Genomic DNA, 16,716 nt, shown 5'->3' with positions numbered 1-16,716 from the left:
ACGCAGTTTAGACGTAAACGTTTGATTCGTCACTCGTCCTTGCGCCGTCCTGTGAGGCGTACCCACTCTTCTTTCTGTTCGGGTTCGTCCATGATAAACCAAGGTTCGTAGGCTTCCATAACTTCTCTGGCTTGGTTCGACAGAATACCGGAGAGTACAAGGCTACCGCCGGTGCGAGTCAGGGCGGCTAAACGAGGCGCCAAGCCAATCAACGGTTGTGCCAGAATGTTGGCGAGCATCACGTCGGCTTGGGTGTCGGGGTCACTGCCGGGCAAGTAAAGGTCCAGCCGATCGTCTTCAACCTCATTGCGCCGGGCATTTTCACGGCTGGCTTCCAGAGCTTGAGGGTCGGTGTCTACGCCAATCACGTGCTTGGCGCCCAGTAACAGAGCCGCAAGGCCGAGAATGCCGGAGCCGCAGCCATAGTCGATTACTTGCTTGCCATCAACATCCTGGCCATCCAGCCACTGCAGGCAGAGGGCTGTTGTAGGATGGGTGCCGGTGCCGAAAGCCAGGCCCGGGTCCAGCAGAAGGTTAGCGGCATCCGGGTCGGGGGCTTCGTGCCAGCTTGGAACAATCCAGAGCCGCTCGCCAAAACGCAATGGATGGAAGTCGTCCATCCAGGCCCGCTCCCAATCTTTGTCTTCGACCAGCGTAACCTCAATCTCTGCCAGAGTTTGCTGGGTTTGCTGATGCCAGGCATCCCGAATATCGGAGCACAGCTGCTCGATATCCCGGTCCGATTGAAACAGACCTGTTACGGTGGTTTGGCTCCACAACGGGGTTGTGCCTGGGTCAGGCTCGTAGAGGGGTTGATCAGCGGCATCTTCCATGGAAACGGCATCCGAACCCATTTCCATAAGCAAGTCTTCCAGCTGATCCGCATTGTCGGGATCAGCTGGAATCTGGAGTTGTATCCAGGGCATGGTTAATCCTGTATCAGTTTTTCAAGGTAGTGAATGGTGAAGTCTACCTGTTTAAAACCTCCGTCGCGCACCAGTTTTCTGTGCAGTGGCTGATTTGTCTTGATGCCCTCAACCAACATTTCATCTAATGCGTTCTTCATGCGTCGGCGTGCGATGTTTCGATCGTCACCCCACGTGATCAACTTGGCGATCAGTGAATCGTAGTACGGAGGCACGGTGTAGCCGCTGTACAGATGGGAGTCGACACGAATACCGTTGCCGCCGGGGGCATGAAAATGCTTGATCTTGCCAGGGCTGGGCGCGAAGGTTTGAGGGTCCTCTGCGTTGATCCGGCATTCCATGGCATGACCGGAAATCTGAATTTCGTCCTGGCTGTATTCCAGTGGCAACCCGCTGGCAATGCGCAACTGTTCGCGGACGATGTCCACGCCAGTGACCATTTCGGATACCGGGTGCTCTACCTGAACGCGGGTGTTCATTTCGATGAAGTAGAACTCACCATCCTGATACAGGAATTCGAAGGTGCCAGCGCCTACGTAACCGATTTCTTTGCAAGCATCGGTGCAGGCTTTGAGGGTGCGCTCGCGGGATTCCGGATTGATATTCGGGGCCGGGGCTTCTTCAATGACCTTCTGGTTGCGGCGCTGCATAGAACAGTCGCGGTCGCCCAGATGGATCACGTTGCCGTGCATGTCGGCGAGAACCTGAACCTCAACATGGCGCGGCGTTTCCAGAAACTTTTCCAGATAAACCGTGGGATCGCCGAAAGCGTTCTTTGCTTCTGACTGAGTGATCTGAACGGCTTTGAGCAGGGCTGCCTCGGAGTGAACTACCTGCATACCGCGACCACCGCCGCCGGAAGCTGCTTTGATCATGACCGGGTAGCCGATTTTGCGAGCTACCTGCAACGTCCGCTCATCGTCATCGGTGAGAGGGCCGTCTGAGCCGGGAACCGTCGGTACGCCAGCTTTCTTCATGGCTTCGATTGCAGAGACTTTGTTGCCCATCAGGCGAATGGTCTCTGCTCTCGGGCCGATGAAGCGGAACCCGCTTTTCTCGACTTGTTCGGCAAAGTCTGCGTTTTCTGCCAGAAAGCCGTAGCCGGGGTGGATACCGACAGAATCTGTCACTTCCGCCGCACTGATAATCGCCGGGATGTTCAGATAGCTGTCTGTCGGACTGTTTGGGCCGATGCAGACGGTTTCATTTGCCAGGCGAACGTGCATCAGGTCGCGGTCTACCTGAGAGTGAACCGCCACCGTTTTAATGCCTAGCTCTTTGCAGGCGCGGAGTATACGCAGGGCGATTTCACCGCGGTTTGCGATCAGAACTTTCTCTAACATAGCCATGGGTAGCAATCACCAGATTCAGGAAATGACGACCAGAGGTTGGTCAAACTCCACCGGCTGGCCATTTTCGACCAGAATTTCGGTGATGGTGCCAGACTTGTCTGCTTCAATCTGGTTCATCATCTTCATTGCTTCAACAATGCAAATGACGTCGCCGGCCTTGACCGATTGGCCCACTTCTACAAAGGCCGGTGCAGACGGTGACGGCGAACGGTAGAAGGTGCCCACCATCGGCGATTTTAGCGCGTGGCCATTAATGGCAGGGGATGCCGCAGGGGCTTCTTCCGCTGCAGGTGCGCTTGCAGGAGCCGGGGCCGCTTGTGGTGCTGGCGCTGCGTAGTGGCTTACGAATTGGCCTGCGGCGGCTTGCTCGCGACGACGGGAAATGCGAACGGAGTCATCTCCTTCGTGGATTTCCAGCTCCTCGACGTCAGATTCCTCGAGCAGTTCGATCAGTTTTTTGATTTTGCGAATATCCATAACTATTCCAGTCCCATTGTCTCTGGTATATCAGTGAATTTTTTGCAGGGCAGCCTGTAAAGCAAGATTGTAACCTTGGCTGCCTAAACCGCAGATAACGCCTTGGGCGATATCTGAAAAATACGAGTGGTGCCTGAACGGCTCCCGCGCATGCACGTTCGACAGGTGCACTTCAATGAACGGGATGCCCGAGGCCAACAGAGCGTCCCGCAAGGCGACACTGGTGTGGGTGAAGGCGGCGGGATTGATAATGATGAAGTCCACCCCTTCAGCCCGGGCTTCGTGAATACGGTCAATCAATTCATACTCTGCATTCGATTGCAGATGCAGCAGATGGTGGCCTTGTTCTGAAGCCTGATGTCGCAAGCGGTCGTCGATGTCTGCCAGCGTCTCATGGCCATAAACCTCGGGCTCTCGTGTGCCGAGCATATTAAGGTTGGGGCCATGTAGCACAAGTATGGTAGACATGATGAAATTTGCCTTGTTTATTTTTTACAGGATCGCCGAAGATAACGACAGTTTAGTTGAATGGTGCGTACTTATTCGCTTCAAATCAACACTTTTTGACAATCTTCGGATACGACTTTTGATCCTGAAAAAGATTACACAGCAATTGCCTCACGCGCGATGACATTTCGTTGATGGCTAGCATTGTCGGTGATGGCGAATAGGGCGGGTATTCGACATTGGTTTCATGGACCGAGCAGAAAGCCCGGCCCGGGGGCATCATTCTTCAGCCAGTGTGACGCAGTTTCGACCATTAGCTTTTGAGACATACAAGGCCTGATCGGCCCGTTCACACAACGACTGTGAACTGTCGCCCTGCGACGCGGCCAGCCCGCAACTGAAGGTCACTTTGAACTGGCGGTCGCCGGCCTCTTGCACGAGCTCGGCAAATCGTTCCCGAATTTCATTGACCACGTTGCGGGCATCGCTGGGGCGAGTGTTAGGCAGAATTAGCGCGAACTCCTCACCGCCGTACCGCCCGATGTGGTCAGTTTTTCGCAGCCGTTGCTTCAGGAACATGGATAAGCTTCGGAGGATTCGGTCACCAATCGGGTGACCGAAGGTATCGTTCACCTTCTTGAAGTAGTCCAGATCGATCATGGCGAAACAAAGCGGTTGGTCTTTCTGGCGCGTCCGAACGATTTCCTGTTCCAGCAAATACAGAGTGTGGGTGTGATTGAACAACCCCGTCAGGCTGTCGCGAATCATCAGTGCCAATAAGGAACGGGCTCGACGGCCACGGTTGTGCAGCGTGGCGATCAAATGCTTGGGGTCAACCGGTTTGGTTAGAAAGTCATCACCGCCCAAGCTCATAGCGTGCAGCTGTTTGCCAACGTCGTCTTCGGCCGACAGGTAGATGATCGGTACGCTGTGAAATTTGTCCTGTTGGCGAATGACGCGGGCAATCTCCATACCTGTGCAACCGGGCATGTACATGTCGAGCAGGATGATCTCGGGAGAGAATTGCTCCAGTGCTGTAATGATCTGCATCGGGTCGGTGATGATGTGGGCGTTCATCCCGGCCTTCTTCAGCACCGTTTCCATGAATTTGGCCTGAGCCCGGGAATCGTCGAGCACCAGTACCCTGTACGGCTCGACGGTATTACCATGGGTATAAGTCTCGATTTTCTCGATCAACTGGCCCGGATCAACCGCCGGATAGAAGAACTCTTCGCCACCACACCGGGACGCTCTTAACCGCGTTTCGATTGAGCCGTCTTCGTCGCTCATGAAAATTATCGGGATGGGGGTGTCATGCTGTTCCTGCAGGTGCTCAATCGTCGAAATTCCCGAAGATGCTCCACCACCAAAGTTGATGTCGATCAGGATGGTTTCGGGTTTGCTCAGTGCACACGCCTCCATTAATTCGTTGGGCGTTTGATAGGCCGACGCGCGGAAACCGAAAAATTCGAGCTGTTTGATCATTCTGGCTGCCGATTCTTCGTCTGCGAGCGCAAGGTAGACGGGGGTCCGGCGGAATGGGTGGGGCACATCATTGTTTTCGTCGCTGCGACGTTGGGTGCAGTGACGAAGGGTTTCCACCGACTCTTCAAGAGCTTGCTGGTGATCGGTGCAGAGCGAGGAGCCCGTGGGCCAGTGAGTCAACCTTTCCAGAATCCGTTCGCCGGCGCGAGCGTGGCTTTCCATCTCGAAACGGCGGGCGTACCGCACCAATTTGTCGGCGGCGGCTTCCAGTGCGTTCCGGTATGGCTGGGCTTGCGCCGGGTCATCGTGAATTTTTTGCCAGGTATCCAGAACAACGCGCGCTTGGGTAGTGACGCGGCGGGCAAAGTGTTGCCTGAGTTTTTCCTTCTGGCTTTCGTCGCTCATTGTGCTCGGGCCTTTCTGTTATAGGTTGTTCTGTCCGGCAGGACGAACTTATTTCTAGGTCAGGTTAGACAGAGGCTTCATAGTCCTTGGGTAGAGTCTATAGTGTTTAATGTTGTCGACGTAGACAGCACTTTGTAAATGTTTGTCAACTCTTGAAGGTGGTCACAGAGTTGGGGTGTCTTTAGATTCGGTCCGAAGTCTTGGAGCTTTATGGCAATGGTGCAGGTAGCGAACAGACAGCGGCAATATGGTGTGCTGAGTCTTCGGGCATTGTTGTTGCTTTTTACCAGCAGTTTATTGGTACTCATTTTGTTGGCCCTTTTTTCCGTCACGTTTAACACCTTCCGGGATTATGTTTCGTCTCAGCATCTAGAGCATGCTCAAGACGCGGCGACCGCCACCGGTGTGGCGTTGTCCAAAGCCGTTGATGCTTCCGATATCGTTGCCGCCTCGTCATTGATCGATGCCGTGTTCGATAGTGGCAGCTATCTGTCGGTGAAATTTGTTGGTCACGAAGGGATTATGTTGGCGGGTCGTTCCATGCCTTTGCGAACTCAAGTGGCACCCGGCTGGTTCGTAAAGGTAGCGAAACTGTCAAAGCCCGAGGGGACGGCGCAAGTGGTGCGGGGTTGGGCACAGCTGGGAACGGTTCAGGTGGTCAGCAATCTGGGCCGGGCCTACGACGATCTTTGGCGAATCACGGTGGGGTTGTTGGTTGGGGTGGTCGTGATTGGTGGCGTAGGGATGTTGGCCTTATGGTTTTTGTTACGGCGCTTGCTGCAGCCGCTAAAGGAATTGGAAAAGCAGGCACGGGCATTAAGTCGGCGGGACTTCAGGAAAAGGGTGGAGGTGCGTTCCACCCGGGAACTGAATCGGGTGACTGAAGCCATGAATCAGATGACGGATGACTTGGGGCAGTTGTTCGCCGGACAAGGTAAGTTGATCCAGCATCTGCGGAAAGTGAACAACGAAGATGCGGTGACCGGGCTGGCAAGCCGTAGCGCGTTTGATCAGCGCCTGAAGGTGGAAGTTGAATCTGAAGAAAAATCCGCGCCAGGGGTGCTGATGCTACTTCAGCTGAGCGGTTTTGGTGACTTCAACCAAAGCCACGGTCGCGAAGAGGGCGACGAGGTGCTGAGGAAAGTGGGCAAGGTTGTTAATACGTTCGCGATGAAACATGCCGGTGCGTTTGCAGGCCGAAGAACCGGGGCGGAATTTGCAGTCTATCTGCCTGGAGCCTCGGCTGTGGATGTGAAAGTTTGGTGTGAAGCGCTAGTCGAGAAATTGGATGGGCTGTATTCCGATATGGCCGCGCCACTCGAGATCTTTGTACATGCCGGGCTGGCCATTGCATCGAAAGAAGCGGATGCCCGAGATTTGTTGGCGGCTGCGGACACCGCTTTGAGAACGGCCCAGCAACGCGAGGAGTCCTGTTCCTGGATCAAGGATGCTAGCGGCAATAGTTACCACACGATGGACACCTGGCGCGACATCATCAAAGATGCCATTCGAGAGCAGCGCTTGTCACTTTGGTTGCAGCCAATGGTGCAGGGCCCGGATCAGGAGCTCCAGTATTACCAGGTGTTCTCACGAATTTGCACGCCAGAGGGTGTGCTGAAGGCAGGCGCGTTTGTGCCCATGGCGGAACGCCTCGGTCTTATTGCCGATATTGATCGAGTGCTGGTCGCCAGTGTTCTGGAGTGCCTTAAGGGTAATCTAAACGAGAAACTCGCGATTTCGTTAGGTTCGGCCTCGGTGGCAGATGAAACGTTCCGGGAAGATCTTTTGGCGATGTTAAGCTCTGCTGGCGCCCTGAGTCGTCGTTTGTGGGTTGGTATTTCGGAAATGACTCTTCACCATCATCGCACGCAGGCGAGTCAATTGATTCGAGCGCTGGTTAAACTGAACGTTCCGGTTTTGGTGGACCGTTTTGGTGTGGGAGGGGTGCCGTTCAATTACCTGCGGAATCTGCCGTTAAGCGCTCTGCGGATTGATAACAGTTTTGTTCACGATCTGGACGGCCACGAGGATAACCGGTTCTGGCTCGAGTCGGTTATCGGTATTGCCCGGAGTCGGGGTGTGAAAGTTTTCGCTACGGGTGTAGAAAGACAAGAGGAATACTCGGTACTCTGTAAATTGGGTATCGATGGCGCCATGGGCTACCATCTAGGCCGACCCTTTGCGGCCGACGAGAAATCAACAGGAGAGTAAACGTTTTATGCCGGGCAAAATCAGACAGTACTTCAAGGACAAGAAAGAAGATGTTCAGGATTACACCGGTGGCAGCGGCGTAATCGCAAAGTTTATCCTGGCGCTGCTGGTGGTGTACCTGCTGATTACGATCGTGTTGGGCGTCATCTGGAGCAGTGAACCGGACAGTTTCTCGGTACGGGAGCATACCCGCACGTTGGCCAGTTCGATGGATCGTGAACCGGTAGCCGGGTTTACTACAACGGCTACGATGATTCGTTTGGCAGAGACGCTTTTGGATAAGCCGGGCGGTTACATTTCGAATGATATATTCCCTCCCGGGCTCTGGATGGACAACATGCCGAATTGGGAATACGGTGTGCTGGTGCAACTGCGGGATTTGTCTCGCGCTCTTCGAAAAGACATCAGTCGGTCCCAGAGCCAATCGGCGGAAGACCCTGATTTGATCATTGCGGAACCTCAGCTGCACTTCGACAGCGAAAGCTGGGCGATTCCCTCCACCGAAAACGAATACCGTCGTGGTATCAATGCACTGAAACGGTATCTCAATCGTTTGTCGGACCCTCAGCAAAGCAGTGCCCAGTTTTTCGCCCGGGCGGATAACCTGAACAACTGGCTGGCGGATCTGGAAACTCGACTGGGTAGCTTGTCTCGAACGCTGAGTGAGAGTGTGGGTAAGGCGACGGTGGCCGAAGCCTTGTCGAACGGTGACGAAAGCGATCCGTTGTCCGAGGCGGTCAGTGGTGACGATGTAAAAACTGACTGGACCAAGATCGACGATGTTTTCTATGAAGCTCGCGGCACGGCGTGGGCCTTGTTGCATATTTTCCGGGCGATGGAAGTGGACTTCCGGAAGGTGCTGCAAGACAAGAATGCCATGGCGAGTGTGCAGCAGATTATCATTGAGCTGGAAGGCACTCAGGGATCTATGTGGAGCCCAGTGATTCTGAACGGCAGTGGGTTTGGTTTACTGGCAAACCACTCGTTGACGATGGCGGCTTACCTGTCGCGGGCGAACGCAGCGATTAGCGATATGCGGGATTTGCTGTCACGGGGTTAATGCCCGTTTGGACGTTTATAAAACATAAAAAAACCGGGCCGCTCTCAGAGTGGCCCGGTTTTTTTATGCCCGAAACGCGGTTAGCCTTTGTAGGCGTTAACCGAGTCTACGATAGCTTGTTTGGCTTCGGCAGCGTTGCCCCAGCCTTGTACTTTTACCCACTTGCCGGGCTCGAGAGTTTTGTAGTTCTCGAAGAAGTGACGGATCTGGTCGCGTAGCAGTTCCGACAGGTCGTCAATTTCTTTCACGTCGTGGTAGATGGTGGTCAGCTTGTCGTGCGGTACGGCAACAAGCTTGGCGTCGCCACCGGCTTCGTCTTCCATGTTCAGGACGCCAACCGGGCGGCAGCGGATTACAGAACCGGCCTGGATTGGGTAAGGGGTCACAACGAGTACGTCCAGTGGGTCGCCGTCGTCAGCCAGGGTGTGAGGGATGAAACCGTAGTTGGCCGGGTAGAACATGGGGGTGGCCATGAAGCGGTCTACCAGCAGGGCACCCATGTCTTTGTCGAGTTCGTACTTGACCGGGGAGCTGTTAGCCGGGATTTCGATGGCTACGTAGATGTCTTCTGGCGGGTTTTTGCCTGCTGGGATGTTGTCGAATTGCATGAGAGTTCCTTCCTGATACGTTAGGTTCGTTTAACGGTGTTCGAAAAGTGGGCGCAATTATACGGGACTCTACAGGCATTCGAAACTAAACGTTGGTGGGGGGGCTTGGCTTTGGGTGCAACCAGAGGCCCTTTCTGGCTTGTGATGAAGCTTGATTCAGTAATTTCCGAAATCTACAGCCGCATCTGTTTGGCAATCAGTTCTTTCATGATTTCGGTGGTGCCGCCGCCGATGGAGAGGATCTTGGCATCGCGGTATAGGCGATCAACCACGGATTCACGCATGAAGCCCATGCCGCCGAATAGTTGCACGGCTTCGCGGGTGACTTTTTCGCAGACTTCCACGGAGAAGTTTTTCGCCATGGCCACTTGTTTGATGGGATTTTTGCCCGCTTGCATGAGAGCTGCGCAGCGGTAGGTGTATTCCCGGGCGATGTCGATCTGGGTGGCCATGTCGACCAGCTTGTGGCGGGTGACTTGGAAGCCGGAAACGGTACGGCCGAAAGCTTGGCGTTGTTTGGTGTAATCCAGAGCTGCTTCGTAAGCCAGTTGGGCCGTCATGTAGGCCATGATGGACAAACTCAGGCGTTCGGCCAGAAAATTGCTCATGATGGCGATGAAGCCGGCGTTTTCGGCGCCGATCAGACGGTCGGCGGGGACTCGGCAGTCCTCGAAGAAGAGTTCGGCGGTGTCGCTGGCCCACCAGCCCATTTTGCGCAGTTTGTTGCCATTAGAGAAACCAGGCATGTCGCGGTCGATTAGCAGTAAGCTGATGCCCGCATGGCCTTCGCCGCCGGTGCGGACGGCAACGGTGTAGTGGTCGGCGCGGGAGCCGCTGGTGATGAAAGTTTTGCTGCCGTTGACGATGTAGTGGTCACCGTCACGAATCGCGCGGGTTTTGATGTTGGCGACGTCGGAGCCACCGCCGGGTTCGGTGATGGCAAGGGCAGAGATTTTCTCGCCGCGCAGTACCGGAGGTACGATTTGCTCCTGAATTTCTTGCCTGGCCCATTTGGCGACGGGCGGCAAGCCTATGTCTAGGGAGCCCAAGCTGGCCACAAATCCGCCGGAGCTGGAGCGCATGAGTTCTTCTGAGGTGGCCACTTTCAGGAAAATGTCACCTTCACCGATCCCGCCGAGTGCTTCCGGAAATCCTATGCCCAGAAGGCCAGCATCGCCGGCTTTTCGATAGATGTCCCTCGGAAACTCGCCGGCTTCTTCCCATTGGTCGATATAAGGGCGAACGTGGGTTTCGATGAATTTTCGAGCGGTCAGGCGTACCTGTTCGTGGGTTTCGTTGAAGTAATCAGACACGTTGGCGTTCCTTGTTTTTCTTGGAGTAGCCCGAGTGTCGCTCAAATATCGCTACCAAGCAAGCGCTTGGTTTTTGGCTAAGCATTAAAAAAGCCGGCTGCTAAACCGGCTTTGAGGGCCCTGCGCAGCGGTATTAATTGTCTTGGCGAGGAATGCTCTGCACGCCTTCGCTGGTCCCGAGTAGCAGCAAGTCAGCCGGACGGCGTGCGAACAGGCCGTTGGTAACTACCCCAACAATGTTGTTGATTCGTTCTTCCACTTGAATCGGGCGCGAGATGTCCATGTTGTGGATGTCGATGATGATGTTGCCATTGTCGGTGGTGACACCGTCACGATACACCGGGTCGCCGCCGAGTTTTACGATCTCGCGGCCAACGTGGCTGCGGGCCATAGGGATAACTTCAACCGGTAGAGGAAATGCACCCAGGATATCCACTTTTTTTGAATCGTCGGCTATACAGATGAAGGTTTTGGCGACCGCTGCGACGATTTTTTCACGGGTAAGAGCTGCACCACCACCCTTGATCAGCTCTAGTCGTTCGTTGGTTTCATCAGCACCGTCTACGTAGTATTCCAGTTCGTCGATCGCGTTCAGGTCGTAAACCGGGATGCCGTGCCCCTTTAGGCGTTCAGCGGTAGCTTCGGAGCTGGCGACTGCGCCGTCAAACTCGTTTTTGTAATCGGCCAGAAAATCGATAAAGAAGTTGGCGGTGCTGCCAGTACCGACCCCGATCACGCTCTTGCGGTTCAGGTGTGGGGCAATATGGTCCATGGCGGCTTTTGCCACGGCTTTTTTGAGTTCGTCCTGAGTCATGGAAGCGCTCCGGGGGAGATCGGATGAATTTAACCGCATTATACGCCTGCAGTCGTTCTGCTTATAGACGGCAACCGTTCAAAGTTCCTAAACTGTACGTTTTTCCAAGCCGATCATCAGCAACCGGAACCATCATGCCGCAACGTTACATCAAGAAGATCCTCGATGCGCGGGTCTATGACATCGCCATCGAAACACCGCTCACTGAAGCCCGCAGTCTGTCTGCACGTCTTGACAACAATATTATGCTCAAGCGCGAAGACCTGCAGCCGGTGTTTTCCTTCAAGATTCGTGGCGCGTACAACCGAATTGCACAGCTTTCGGAAGAGCAAAAAGCCAAAGGTGTGATTTGTGCGTCTGCCGGTAACCACGCCCAAGGCGTGGCCATGTCAGCGAAAAAACTGGGCATCAAAGCGACCATCGTCATGCCGCAAACCACGCCGGACATCAAAGTGAAGTCCGTCCGCGAGCGAGGCGCCAAAGTGGTGCTCAAAGGCGATGCCTTTGATGAAGCTGCAGCGCACGCGCAGGAGTTGATTGCCAAGCACGGTTATACCTACATCCCGCCTTACGACGACCCAGACGTAATTGCCGGGCAGGGTACCGTGGCTATGGAGTTGATGTGGCAGTTTTCACAGCCGTTGCACGCTGTGTTTATTCCCGTCGGTGGTGGCGGTTTGATCGCCGGTATGGCGGCGTACATCAAATACCTGCGCCCGGATATCAAAATCATTGGCGTGGAGCCGGAAGACTCCAATTGCTTGCAGGCCGCCCTGGCCGCAGGTGAGCGAGTGGTGCTAGACGAAGTGGGCATCTTCGCCGACGGCGTTGCGGTGAAACAGATTGGTGAAGAACCTTGGAGTATCTGCAAGGACACCGTCGATGAAGTGATCACCGTCAGTACCGATGAAATCTGCGCGGCCATCAAAGACGTCTTCGAAGACACCCGTTCCATCGCTGAGCCAGCGGGCGCTCTGTCCGTGGCCGGAATCAAAAAATACATCGCGCGTGAGCAGCTTGAAGGCGAAAATTTGGCCGGCGTACTCAGCGGCGCCAACATGAATTTCGACCGATTGCGTTATATCTCTGAACGCACGGAAATTGGTGAAAAACGCGAAGCTGTGCTGGCGGTGACCATCCCGGAACAACCTGGCGCGTTTAAAAAGTTCATCAAGGCTTTGCACAAACGCAGTATCACCGAGTTCAACTATCGCTACGCGGATGACCAGCAAGCGGTGATCTTCGTGGGTATCCAGATTCAGGCTGGTGGACTCGGCCGGGAAGAGTTGCTGCAGGACCTGCGGGAAATCGGTTATTCCGTGATCGATCTCACCGATAGCGACATAGCGAAACAGCATATTCGTCACCTGGTCGGCGGCCACGCGCCATCAATCACCAACGAGGTGGTCTATCAGTTCGAGTTCCCCGAACGCCCGGGTGCGCTGTTGAAATTTCTGATGTCCCTCGGCACCCGCTGGAACATCTCTTTGTTCCACTACCGCAATCACGGCGCAGCCTACAGCCGTGTGCTGCTTGGCGCTCAGGTGAATGCTGACGAAACGCAGGCATTTGAAGAGATGCTGGAGAAGGTCGGATTCCGCTACGAGAACATGACCGACAACGAAGCGTACAAGCTGTTCTTGGGAGCGGGTAACGGCAAGTCTGACTGACTTCCAAGTTAGAAACAGGGGCTGAACCGCCTTGCGAAACTGTGCGGAGCCATGGATGGGCGCCCCAAGGATGGGCCGCAGGAGCGTGTTTCGCAAAGACCCGACACCCCTTCCTTCGGTCGGTAAGGCGTTTTAAGCCGCGCAAAAAAAATCTGACGCGAACTCGTAATCAAACCCTTACGTAATCGTAATCTGTCAAAAATTGTAAAGCTGACATTAAATGTTAGTCTTTAGTCTAATTCTTGATATTAAGAATAGCCAACTGATTTTCCAGCCATTTAGTTCGAAGAATAACGGGAATGCGCCCCATGGGTAACAAGCCAGATATCATCCGCACCATTGTGTTCATTTTTGCTGTTGGTCTGGTAATTACCGGTGTGACCACAACCATCCAAGCCTCTGAAGACAAGCGATCTGCCAGAGACGTTCCCGTTACCAGTTTTGTCCAGTCAGCCGACTATCGCCGGAACTGATAACACCGCTTATCAGTAACCACGCCGTGGAGAGGCACATCCCACGGTTCGATCGGTAACGATTCCACCTTTTGAAACTCATGGGCAAGCCCGACCAGCTTGGGTGCCATAGCCGGCCGAACTCTGCTAAAAGCAAAGGTGCGGTCATAGAAGCCACCGCCCATACCCAATCTACCGCCTTGTTCATCAAAGCCCACCAGCGGAAACAAAACCGCATCCAAAGACCAGGCTGGCCTGCGTCTGGCTTCAGGGAACGGGGGCTCGGGAATGCCGAAACGATTTGGCGTTAGTTCCGTGCCATCCCTATAGGGGCTGAAGACTAACTTGCCGGGATAAATCGGATGCAACACCGGTAAATAAAAGTGAATGTTCTTACGCCGCCCCAGATCAATAAACAAATGCGGATCGATTTCGCCGTCATTAGCTAGATAAATGCCGATGTGTTTGGCGCGATATAAATCGGGATGACGAAGCAGATTCAGTGCGAGGTGCTCTGAGGCTTGTTGCTGCTGTTCGAAGGAGAGATCGTTGCGCAGGCTGCGCAATTCTTTGCGGAGATCGCTTCTGGAAAGGGTGTTCAAAATAAAGCTTCCCGGGCTGCCGTTATCGGATGTGGCCCTTGAACCCAAAGTTCAAGGTCGGCGACCGCTGTGACATATTAGGCTTTCCCCCGCGGGGGACGTGCTCACAATGCCCTGAAGTGGTCACCTGGGTAAAGCGCATCGGCTCGAGGACGTACCCGACCAGCGAACAGCCCAGGAAGTTGAACCATTATAGGGCCAAGGCCGGCCCCGATTGCAACCCCCTTAGCGGAGTCTTTAAACGATTAGCGGTCAGAGGGTTCGCCCAAAGCCTCGTCCAGGCGGTTATCCATGGCTTTTAGCAGGCTGCTGGTAGCTTCAGACATTGTGTCTCGCTCCAGGAGGGAATGCGTAATATTCAACGCGGCCATCACCGCAATACGTTCGGTGCCGAACACCTTGCCGGTAGAGCGGATTTCCCGCATTTTGTTATCCAGATGCCGAGCGGCACGCAGTAGCGCTTCTTGCTCTTCCTGCGGACAGGCCACCAGGTACTCTTTGTCGAGAATCCGGACTTCGACGGTGGTTGACTGCTGTGACATCAGTGGTGCTCCAGTGCCCGAAGGCGACCAATCATGGCTTCAATCTTGTTTTTAGCAAGATCGTTTTTTTGCATAAGCTGGGCTCGCTCACGATTCCAATCGTCCTGCGTTTCTCGCAGTAAAGCGTTGTCTCTCTCGAGTTTTTCGCAGCGCTCGATCAACTTGTCCAGCTTGTCCGCTAACAACTGTACTTCGGACTGTTCCATGACGTGCTCAGTGTGAGTAATTTGGATTGCAGTAACTATAAGTGCCCGCACCACAACGGTCAATTTACCGCATTGTCATGGCGCGGGCTCCGTGATGTGTGTCACCTTTGGTGTCAGGTTAGTCCAGATTACTGCTGCCAAACGATAAGGTTCTGCTTTTTCGCCAGTGGTGCCACGCTGGCGCCAAAGAAACTGAAAATGCTACCACTGGCACCATGCTGAGCAGCAGCCATTCATCCGAATTCAACGCACGCAAGCCGATGTGAATGCCGTAATGCGCCAGCAGCCAAGGGCTGAGGGTGGATATGAGAGCTGCGCCGAGGAGCAAGCTAAAGCCGCAGGACGCCAGTGCAAGTAGAACGCATTCCAGACTATAGAGCCCTGCGATTAGCCCCGGAGGCGTGCCCACCGCGCGCAAAATCGCCACTTCCCGATGACGCTGGGACTGAATTGTTAATAGCACAGCCACTAAACCGATCAAGCTGGTGGCGACGACGAACACACTGATACCCAAAAGAACCTGCTCAAATTGGCCCATCATGCGCCATAGTTCGCTGAGCGCGACACCGGGCAAAATGGCCGAAAGTGGCTCGTCCGGAAATTGGCTCAGTTCACGTTGCAGCTGGAACGTCATAATCGGGTTTTTCAGACCCAGCAAAATGGCGGTGATGGCATCGGGTGTGAAAGATCGGGCCTCGGCGGAGCTGGCCGACAAGGTTCGGCCCGGTATTGCCACACCGGATTCCCAGCCTACGTGCATGGCTTCCATAGCCTCTAGGCTGATATAAACTGCGTGATCGATCGGTGTGCCGGTGGCGTTCAGTATGCCAGAAACTCGGAAAGGCAAGTCCGTGTGGTTGGAGAAACTGGTGCGCCCGCCTCCATGAGACAGCACAATTTGATCGTCCAATTGGTGTTGCAGCTGCCGGGCGACTTCAGCGCCAAGCGTGACATCGAATAGTTGTGAGAACCACTGTCCCTGAGCAAGCTTTAGTGGCTGGTCGTTGCCATACTGAAACCTTTTCAGAAACTGGTCGTTGGTACTGACTACCCGGTAGCCTTGATAGCTGTCTCCCAGAGAAATAGGAACTGCCCAGTTAACCCGTGGGTCGTTTTCAATGTGATTGAAGCTGCTCCATCGGATGTTGTTGGTGGCATCACCGATGTGAAAGACGGTGTACAACAGCAAGTTCAGTTGCCCGCTGCGGGCACCGACAATCAGATCGGTGCCGGAAATGGTGCTGGTGAACGATTGCCGCACTTCGGTGCGCAGGTATTGAATGCCCAGCAACAGCGTGACACTGAGAGTAAGCGTCAGGCACACCATGGCCAACACCCGGCGGCGGTGCCAGAGGCTGGCGGTTGCTAACGACAGGGTTAGGCGAAGTTTGCTCATGATTCACCTCCCAGTGACAGTTGGTGGTGAAAGTGATTCGCGAGGCTTCGGTCGTGACTGACGAACACGACAGAGCACTGGTGTTCGTGGGCCAGAGTCAGGAGTAGTTCGATAAAGCGGTCGCGGTTATCGGTATCCAGTGCTGAAGTGGGTTCATCCGCCAGGATGATCTCCGGTGATCCTATCAGGGCACGTGCTGCAGCTACCCGTTGTTGTTGGCCAATGGACATCTCGGTGACCTGTCGGTGCCAGAGAGGTTCGGGAATCGAGAGATGTTGCAGCAAGGCTGTGGCGGCTGCGTCCGGGTTGTCTTGAGCCTGTTGCCGGCGCCGTTTGGATAAGCGGCACGACAGGGTGACATTGGCCAATGCGCTCAGATAGGGCACCAGATTGAATTGCTGGAAAATAACGCCCATGTGGTCGGCTCGGAGCTGGTCCCGGGCGCCGCCCTTCAGCTCACTTAAGTTGGTTCCGAGAAGGTTCACGGCACCCGCTTCCGGCAACATCATGCCTGCGAGCAGGCTGAGCAGTGTGCTTTTCCCGGTGCCACTGGGGCCACGCAAGAAAAGATGCTCGCCGCGATGGAGTTGGATATCGGGAAACGTTAGAGGTGTTTGCTGTTTGGGCCACCGAAACCGGAGTTGGTGGGTTTCGATGGCAAGTGAACCCGAAGGATGTTGTGCTGTCTCGATATTCATGTCGGCTGTATGAGTTCCGTTGTATGATGGCCGCAATCGTTTGGTATACCCC

The 16,716-nt window shown here is 54.6% G+C and carries 17 protein-coding genes and 1 other RNA gene; 4 read left to right on the top strand and 14 right to left on the bottom strand.

Annotation, left to right across the window (positions count from 1 at the left end):
- Window positions 1–29: 29 nt before the first annotated feature.
- The 5 genes from prmA to K5L82_RS12180 form a co-directional block, all read right to left on the bottom strand.
- Window positions 30–926, bottom strand: a complete 897-nt coding sequence (gene prmA, locus K5L82_RS12200; protein WP_223134326.1) for a 50S ribosomal protein L11 methyltransferase — start codon at window positions 924–926, stop codon at window positions 30–32.
- Between the two features lie 2 nt (window positions 927–928).
- On the bottom strand, window positions 929–2,275 hold the full coding sequence (gene accC, locus K5L82_RS12195) for an acetyl-CoA carboxylase biotin carboxylase subunit (RefSeq protein WP_133007331.1): 1,347 nt from the start codon (window positions 2,273–2,275) through the stop codon (window positions 929–931).
- Window positions 2,276–2,293: 18 nt separating this feature from the next.
- Window positions 2,294–2,755 (bottom strand): acetyl-CoA carboxylase biotin carboxyl carrier protein, encoded by a 462-nt coding sequence (gene accB / locus K5L82_RS12190; RefSeq protein ID WP_133007332.1) that lies wholly within the window; start codon window positions 2,753–2,755, stop codon window positions 2,294–2,296.
- A gap of 30 nt (window positions 2,756–2,785) precedes the next feature.
- Window positions 2,786–3,223: a type II 3-dehydroquinate dehydratase gene (gene aroQ, locus K5L82_RS12185; RefSeq protein ID WP_133007333.1), complete on the bottom strand. Its 438-nt coding sequence runs from the start codon at window positions 3,221–3,223 to the stop codon at window positions 2,786–2,788.
- Window positions 3,224–3,481: 258 nt separating this feature from the next.
- Window positions 3,482–5,092 (bottom strand): diguanylate cyclase, encoded by a 1,611-nt coding sequence (locus tag K5L82_RS12180; protein ID WP_133007334.1) that lies wholly within the window; start codon window positions 5,090–5,092, stop codon window positions 3,482–3,484.
- Between the two features lie 210 nt (window positions 5,093–5,302).
- Between K5L82_RS12180 and K5L82_RS12175 the strand changes: the two genes are divergently transcribed.
- Window positions 5,303–7,303 carry an EAL domain-containing protein gene (locus K5L82_RS12175; RefSeq protein ID WP_223134325.1) on the top strand — a complete coding sequence of 667 codons (2,001 nt, stop codon included), beginning with the start codon at window positions 5,303–5,305 and terminating at the stop codon, window positions 7,301–7,303.
- Between the two features lie 7 nt (window positions 7,304–7,310).
- Window positions 7,311–8,363 (top strand): DUF2333 family protein, encoded by a 1,053-nt coding sequence (locus tag K5L82_RS12170; RefSeq protein ID WP_133007336.1) that lies wholly within the window; start codon window positions 7,311–7,313, stop codon window positions 8,361–8,363.
- An 80-nt stretch (window positions 8,364–8,443) separates the two neighbouring features.
- Here K5L82_RS12170 and ppa read toward each other — a convergent pair whose 3' ends face one another.
- From ppa to rpiA, 3 genes are all read right to left on the bottom strand, one after another.
- Entirely contained in the window at window positions 8,444–8,971 is a 528-nt protein-coding gene (ppa, locus tag K5L82_RS12165) for an inorganic diphosphatase (RefSeq protein WP_133007337.1), read from the bottom strand.
- A gap of 173 nt (window positions 8,972–9,144) precedes the next feature.
- On the bottom strand, window positions 9,145–10,284 hold the full coding sequence (locus K5L82_RS12160) for an acyl-CoA dehydrogenase family protein (protein WP_223134324.1): 1,140 nt from the start codon (window positions 10,282–10,284) through the stop codon (window positions 9,145–9,147).
- Between the two features lie 133 nt (window positions 10,285–10,417).
- Window positions 10,418–11,098, bottom strand: a complete 681-nt coding sequence (rpiA, locus tag K5L82_RS12155) for a ribose-5-phosphate isomerase RpiA (protein ID WP_133007339.1) — start codon at window positions 11,096–11,098, stop codon at window positions 10,418–10,420.
- 134 nt (window positions 11,099–11,232) lie between these two features.
- Here rpiA and ilvA point away from each other — a divergent pair, with 134 nt between their 5' ends.
- A complete protein-coding gene (ilvA, locus tag K5L82_RS12150) occupies window positions 11,233–12,768 on the top strand; it encodes a threonine ammonia-lyase, biosynthetic (protein ID WP_223134323.1) in 1,536 nt (511 codons plus the stop codon).
- Window positions 12,769–13,076: 308 nt separating this feature from the next.
- The gene (locus tag K5L82_RS12145; protein WP_165950626.1) at window positions 13,077–13,241 is read left to right on the top strand and encodes a hypothetical protein; all 165 of its coding nucleotides are present in this window, start codon (window positions 13,077–13,079) and stop codon (window positions 13,239–13,241) included.
- On the opposite strand, the gene K5L82_RS12140 is transcribed toward K5L82_RS12145, so the two are convergent.
- From K5L82_RS12140 to K5L82_RS12115, 6 genes are all read right to left on the bottom strand, one after another.
- Window positions 13,226–13,822, bottom strand: coding sequence for a 5-formyltetrahydrofolate cyclo-ligase (locus tag K5L82_RS12140; RefSeq protein ID WP_262492650.1), 597 nt, complete (start codon window positions 13,820–13,822; stop codon window positions 13,226–13,228). The two genes, K5L82_RS12145 and K5L82_RS12140, sit on opposite strands and share 16 nt — an antisense overlap.
- Window positions 13,823–13,826: 4 nt before the next feature.
- A non-coding RNA gene (ssrS, locus tag K5L82_RS12135) (6S RNA) lies at window positions 13,827–14,006 on the bottom strand.
- 61 nt (window positions 14,007–14,067) lie between these two features.
- Complete coding sequence (locus tag K5L82_RS12130) at window positions 14,068–14,364, bottom strand: cell division protein ZapA (RefSeq protein ID WP_133007341.1); 297 nt, start codon at window positions 14,362–14,364, stop codon at window positions 14,068–14,070.
- Window positions 14,364–14,570 (bottom strand): TIGR02449 family protein, encoded by a 207-nt coding sequence (locus K5L82_RS12125; protein ID WP_133007342.1) that lies wholly within the window; start codon window positions 14,568–14,570, stop codon window positions 14,364–14,366. Before K5L82_RS12125 ends, K5L82_RS12130 begins: the two co-directional genes overlap by 1 nt.
- 118 nt (window positions 14,571–14,688) lie before the next feature.
- A complete protein-coding gene (locus tag K5L82_RS12120) occupies window positions 14,689–15,966 on the bottom strand; it encodes an ABC transporter permease (protein WP_223134322.1) in 1,278 nt (425 codons plus the stop codon).
- On the bottom strand, window positions 15,963–16,664 hold the full coding sequence (locus K5L82_RS12115) for an ABC transporter ATP-binding protein (RefSeq protein WP_223134321.1): 702 nt from the start codon (window positions 16,662–16,664) through the stop codon (window positions 15,963–15,965). The genes K5L82_RS12120 and K5L82_RS12115 overlap by 4 nt, the downstream gene beginning before the upstream one ends.
- Window positions 16,665–16,716 lie beyond the last annotated feature (52 nt).

This window comes from Marinobacter sp. AL4B, from assembly GCF_019916045.1.
Taxonomy (GTDB): domain Bacteria; phylum Pseudomonadota; class Gammaproteobacteria; order Pseudomonadales; family Oleiphilaceae; genus Marinobacter.
This window is presented reverse-complemented; position numbering and strand designations above follow the sequence as displayed.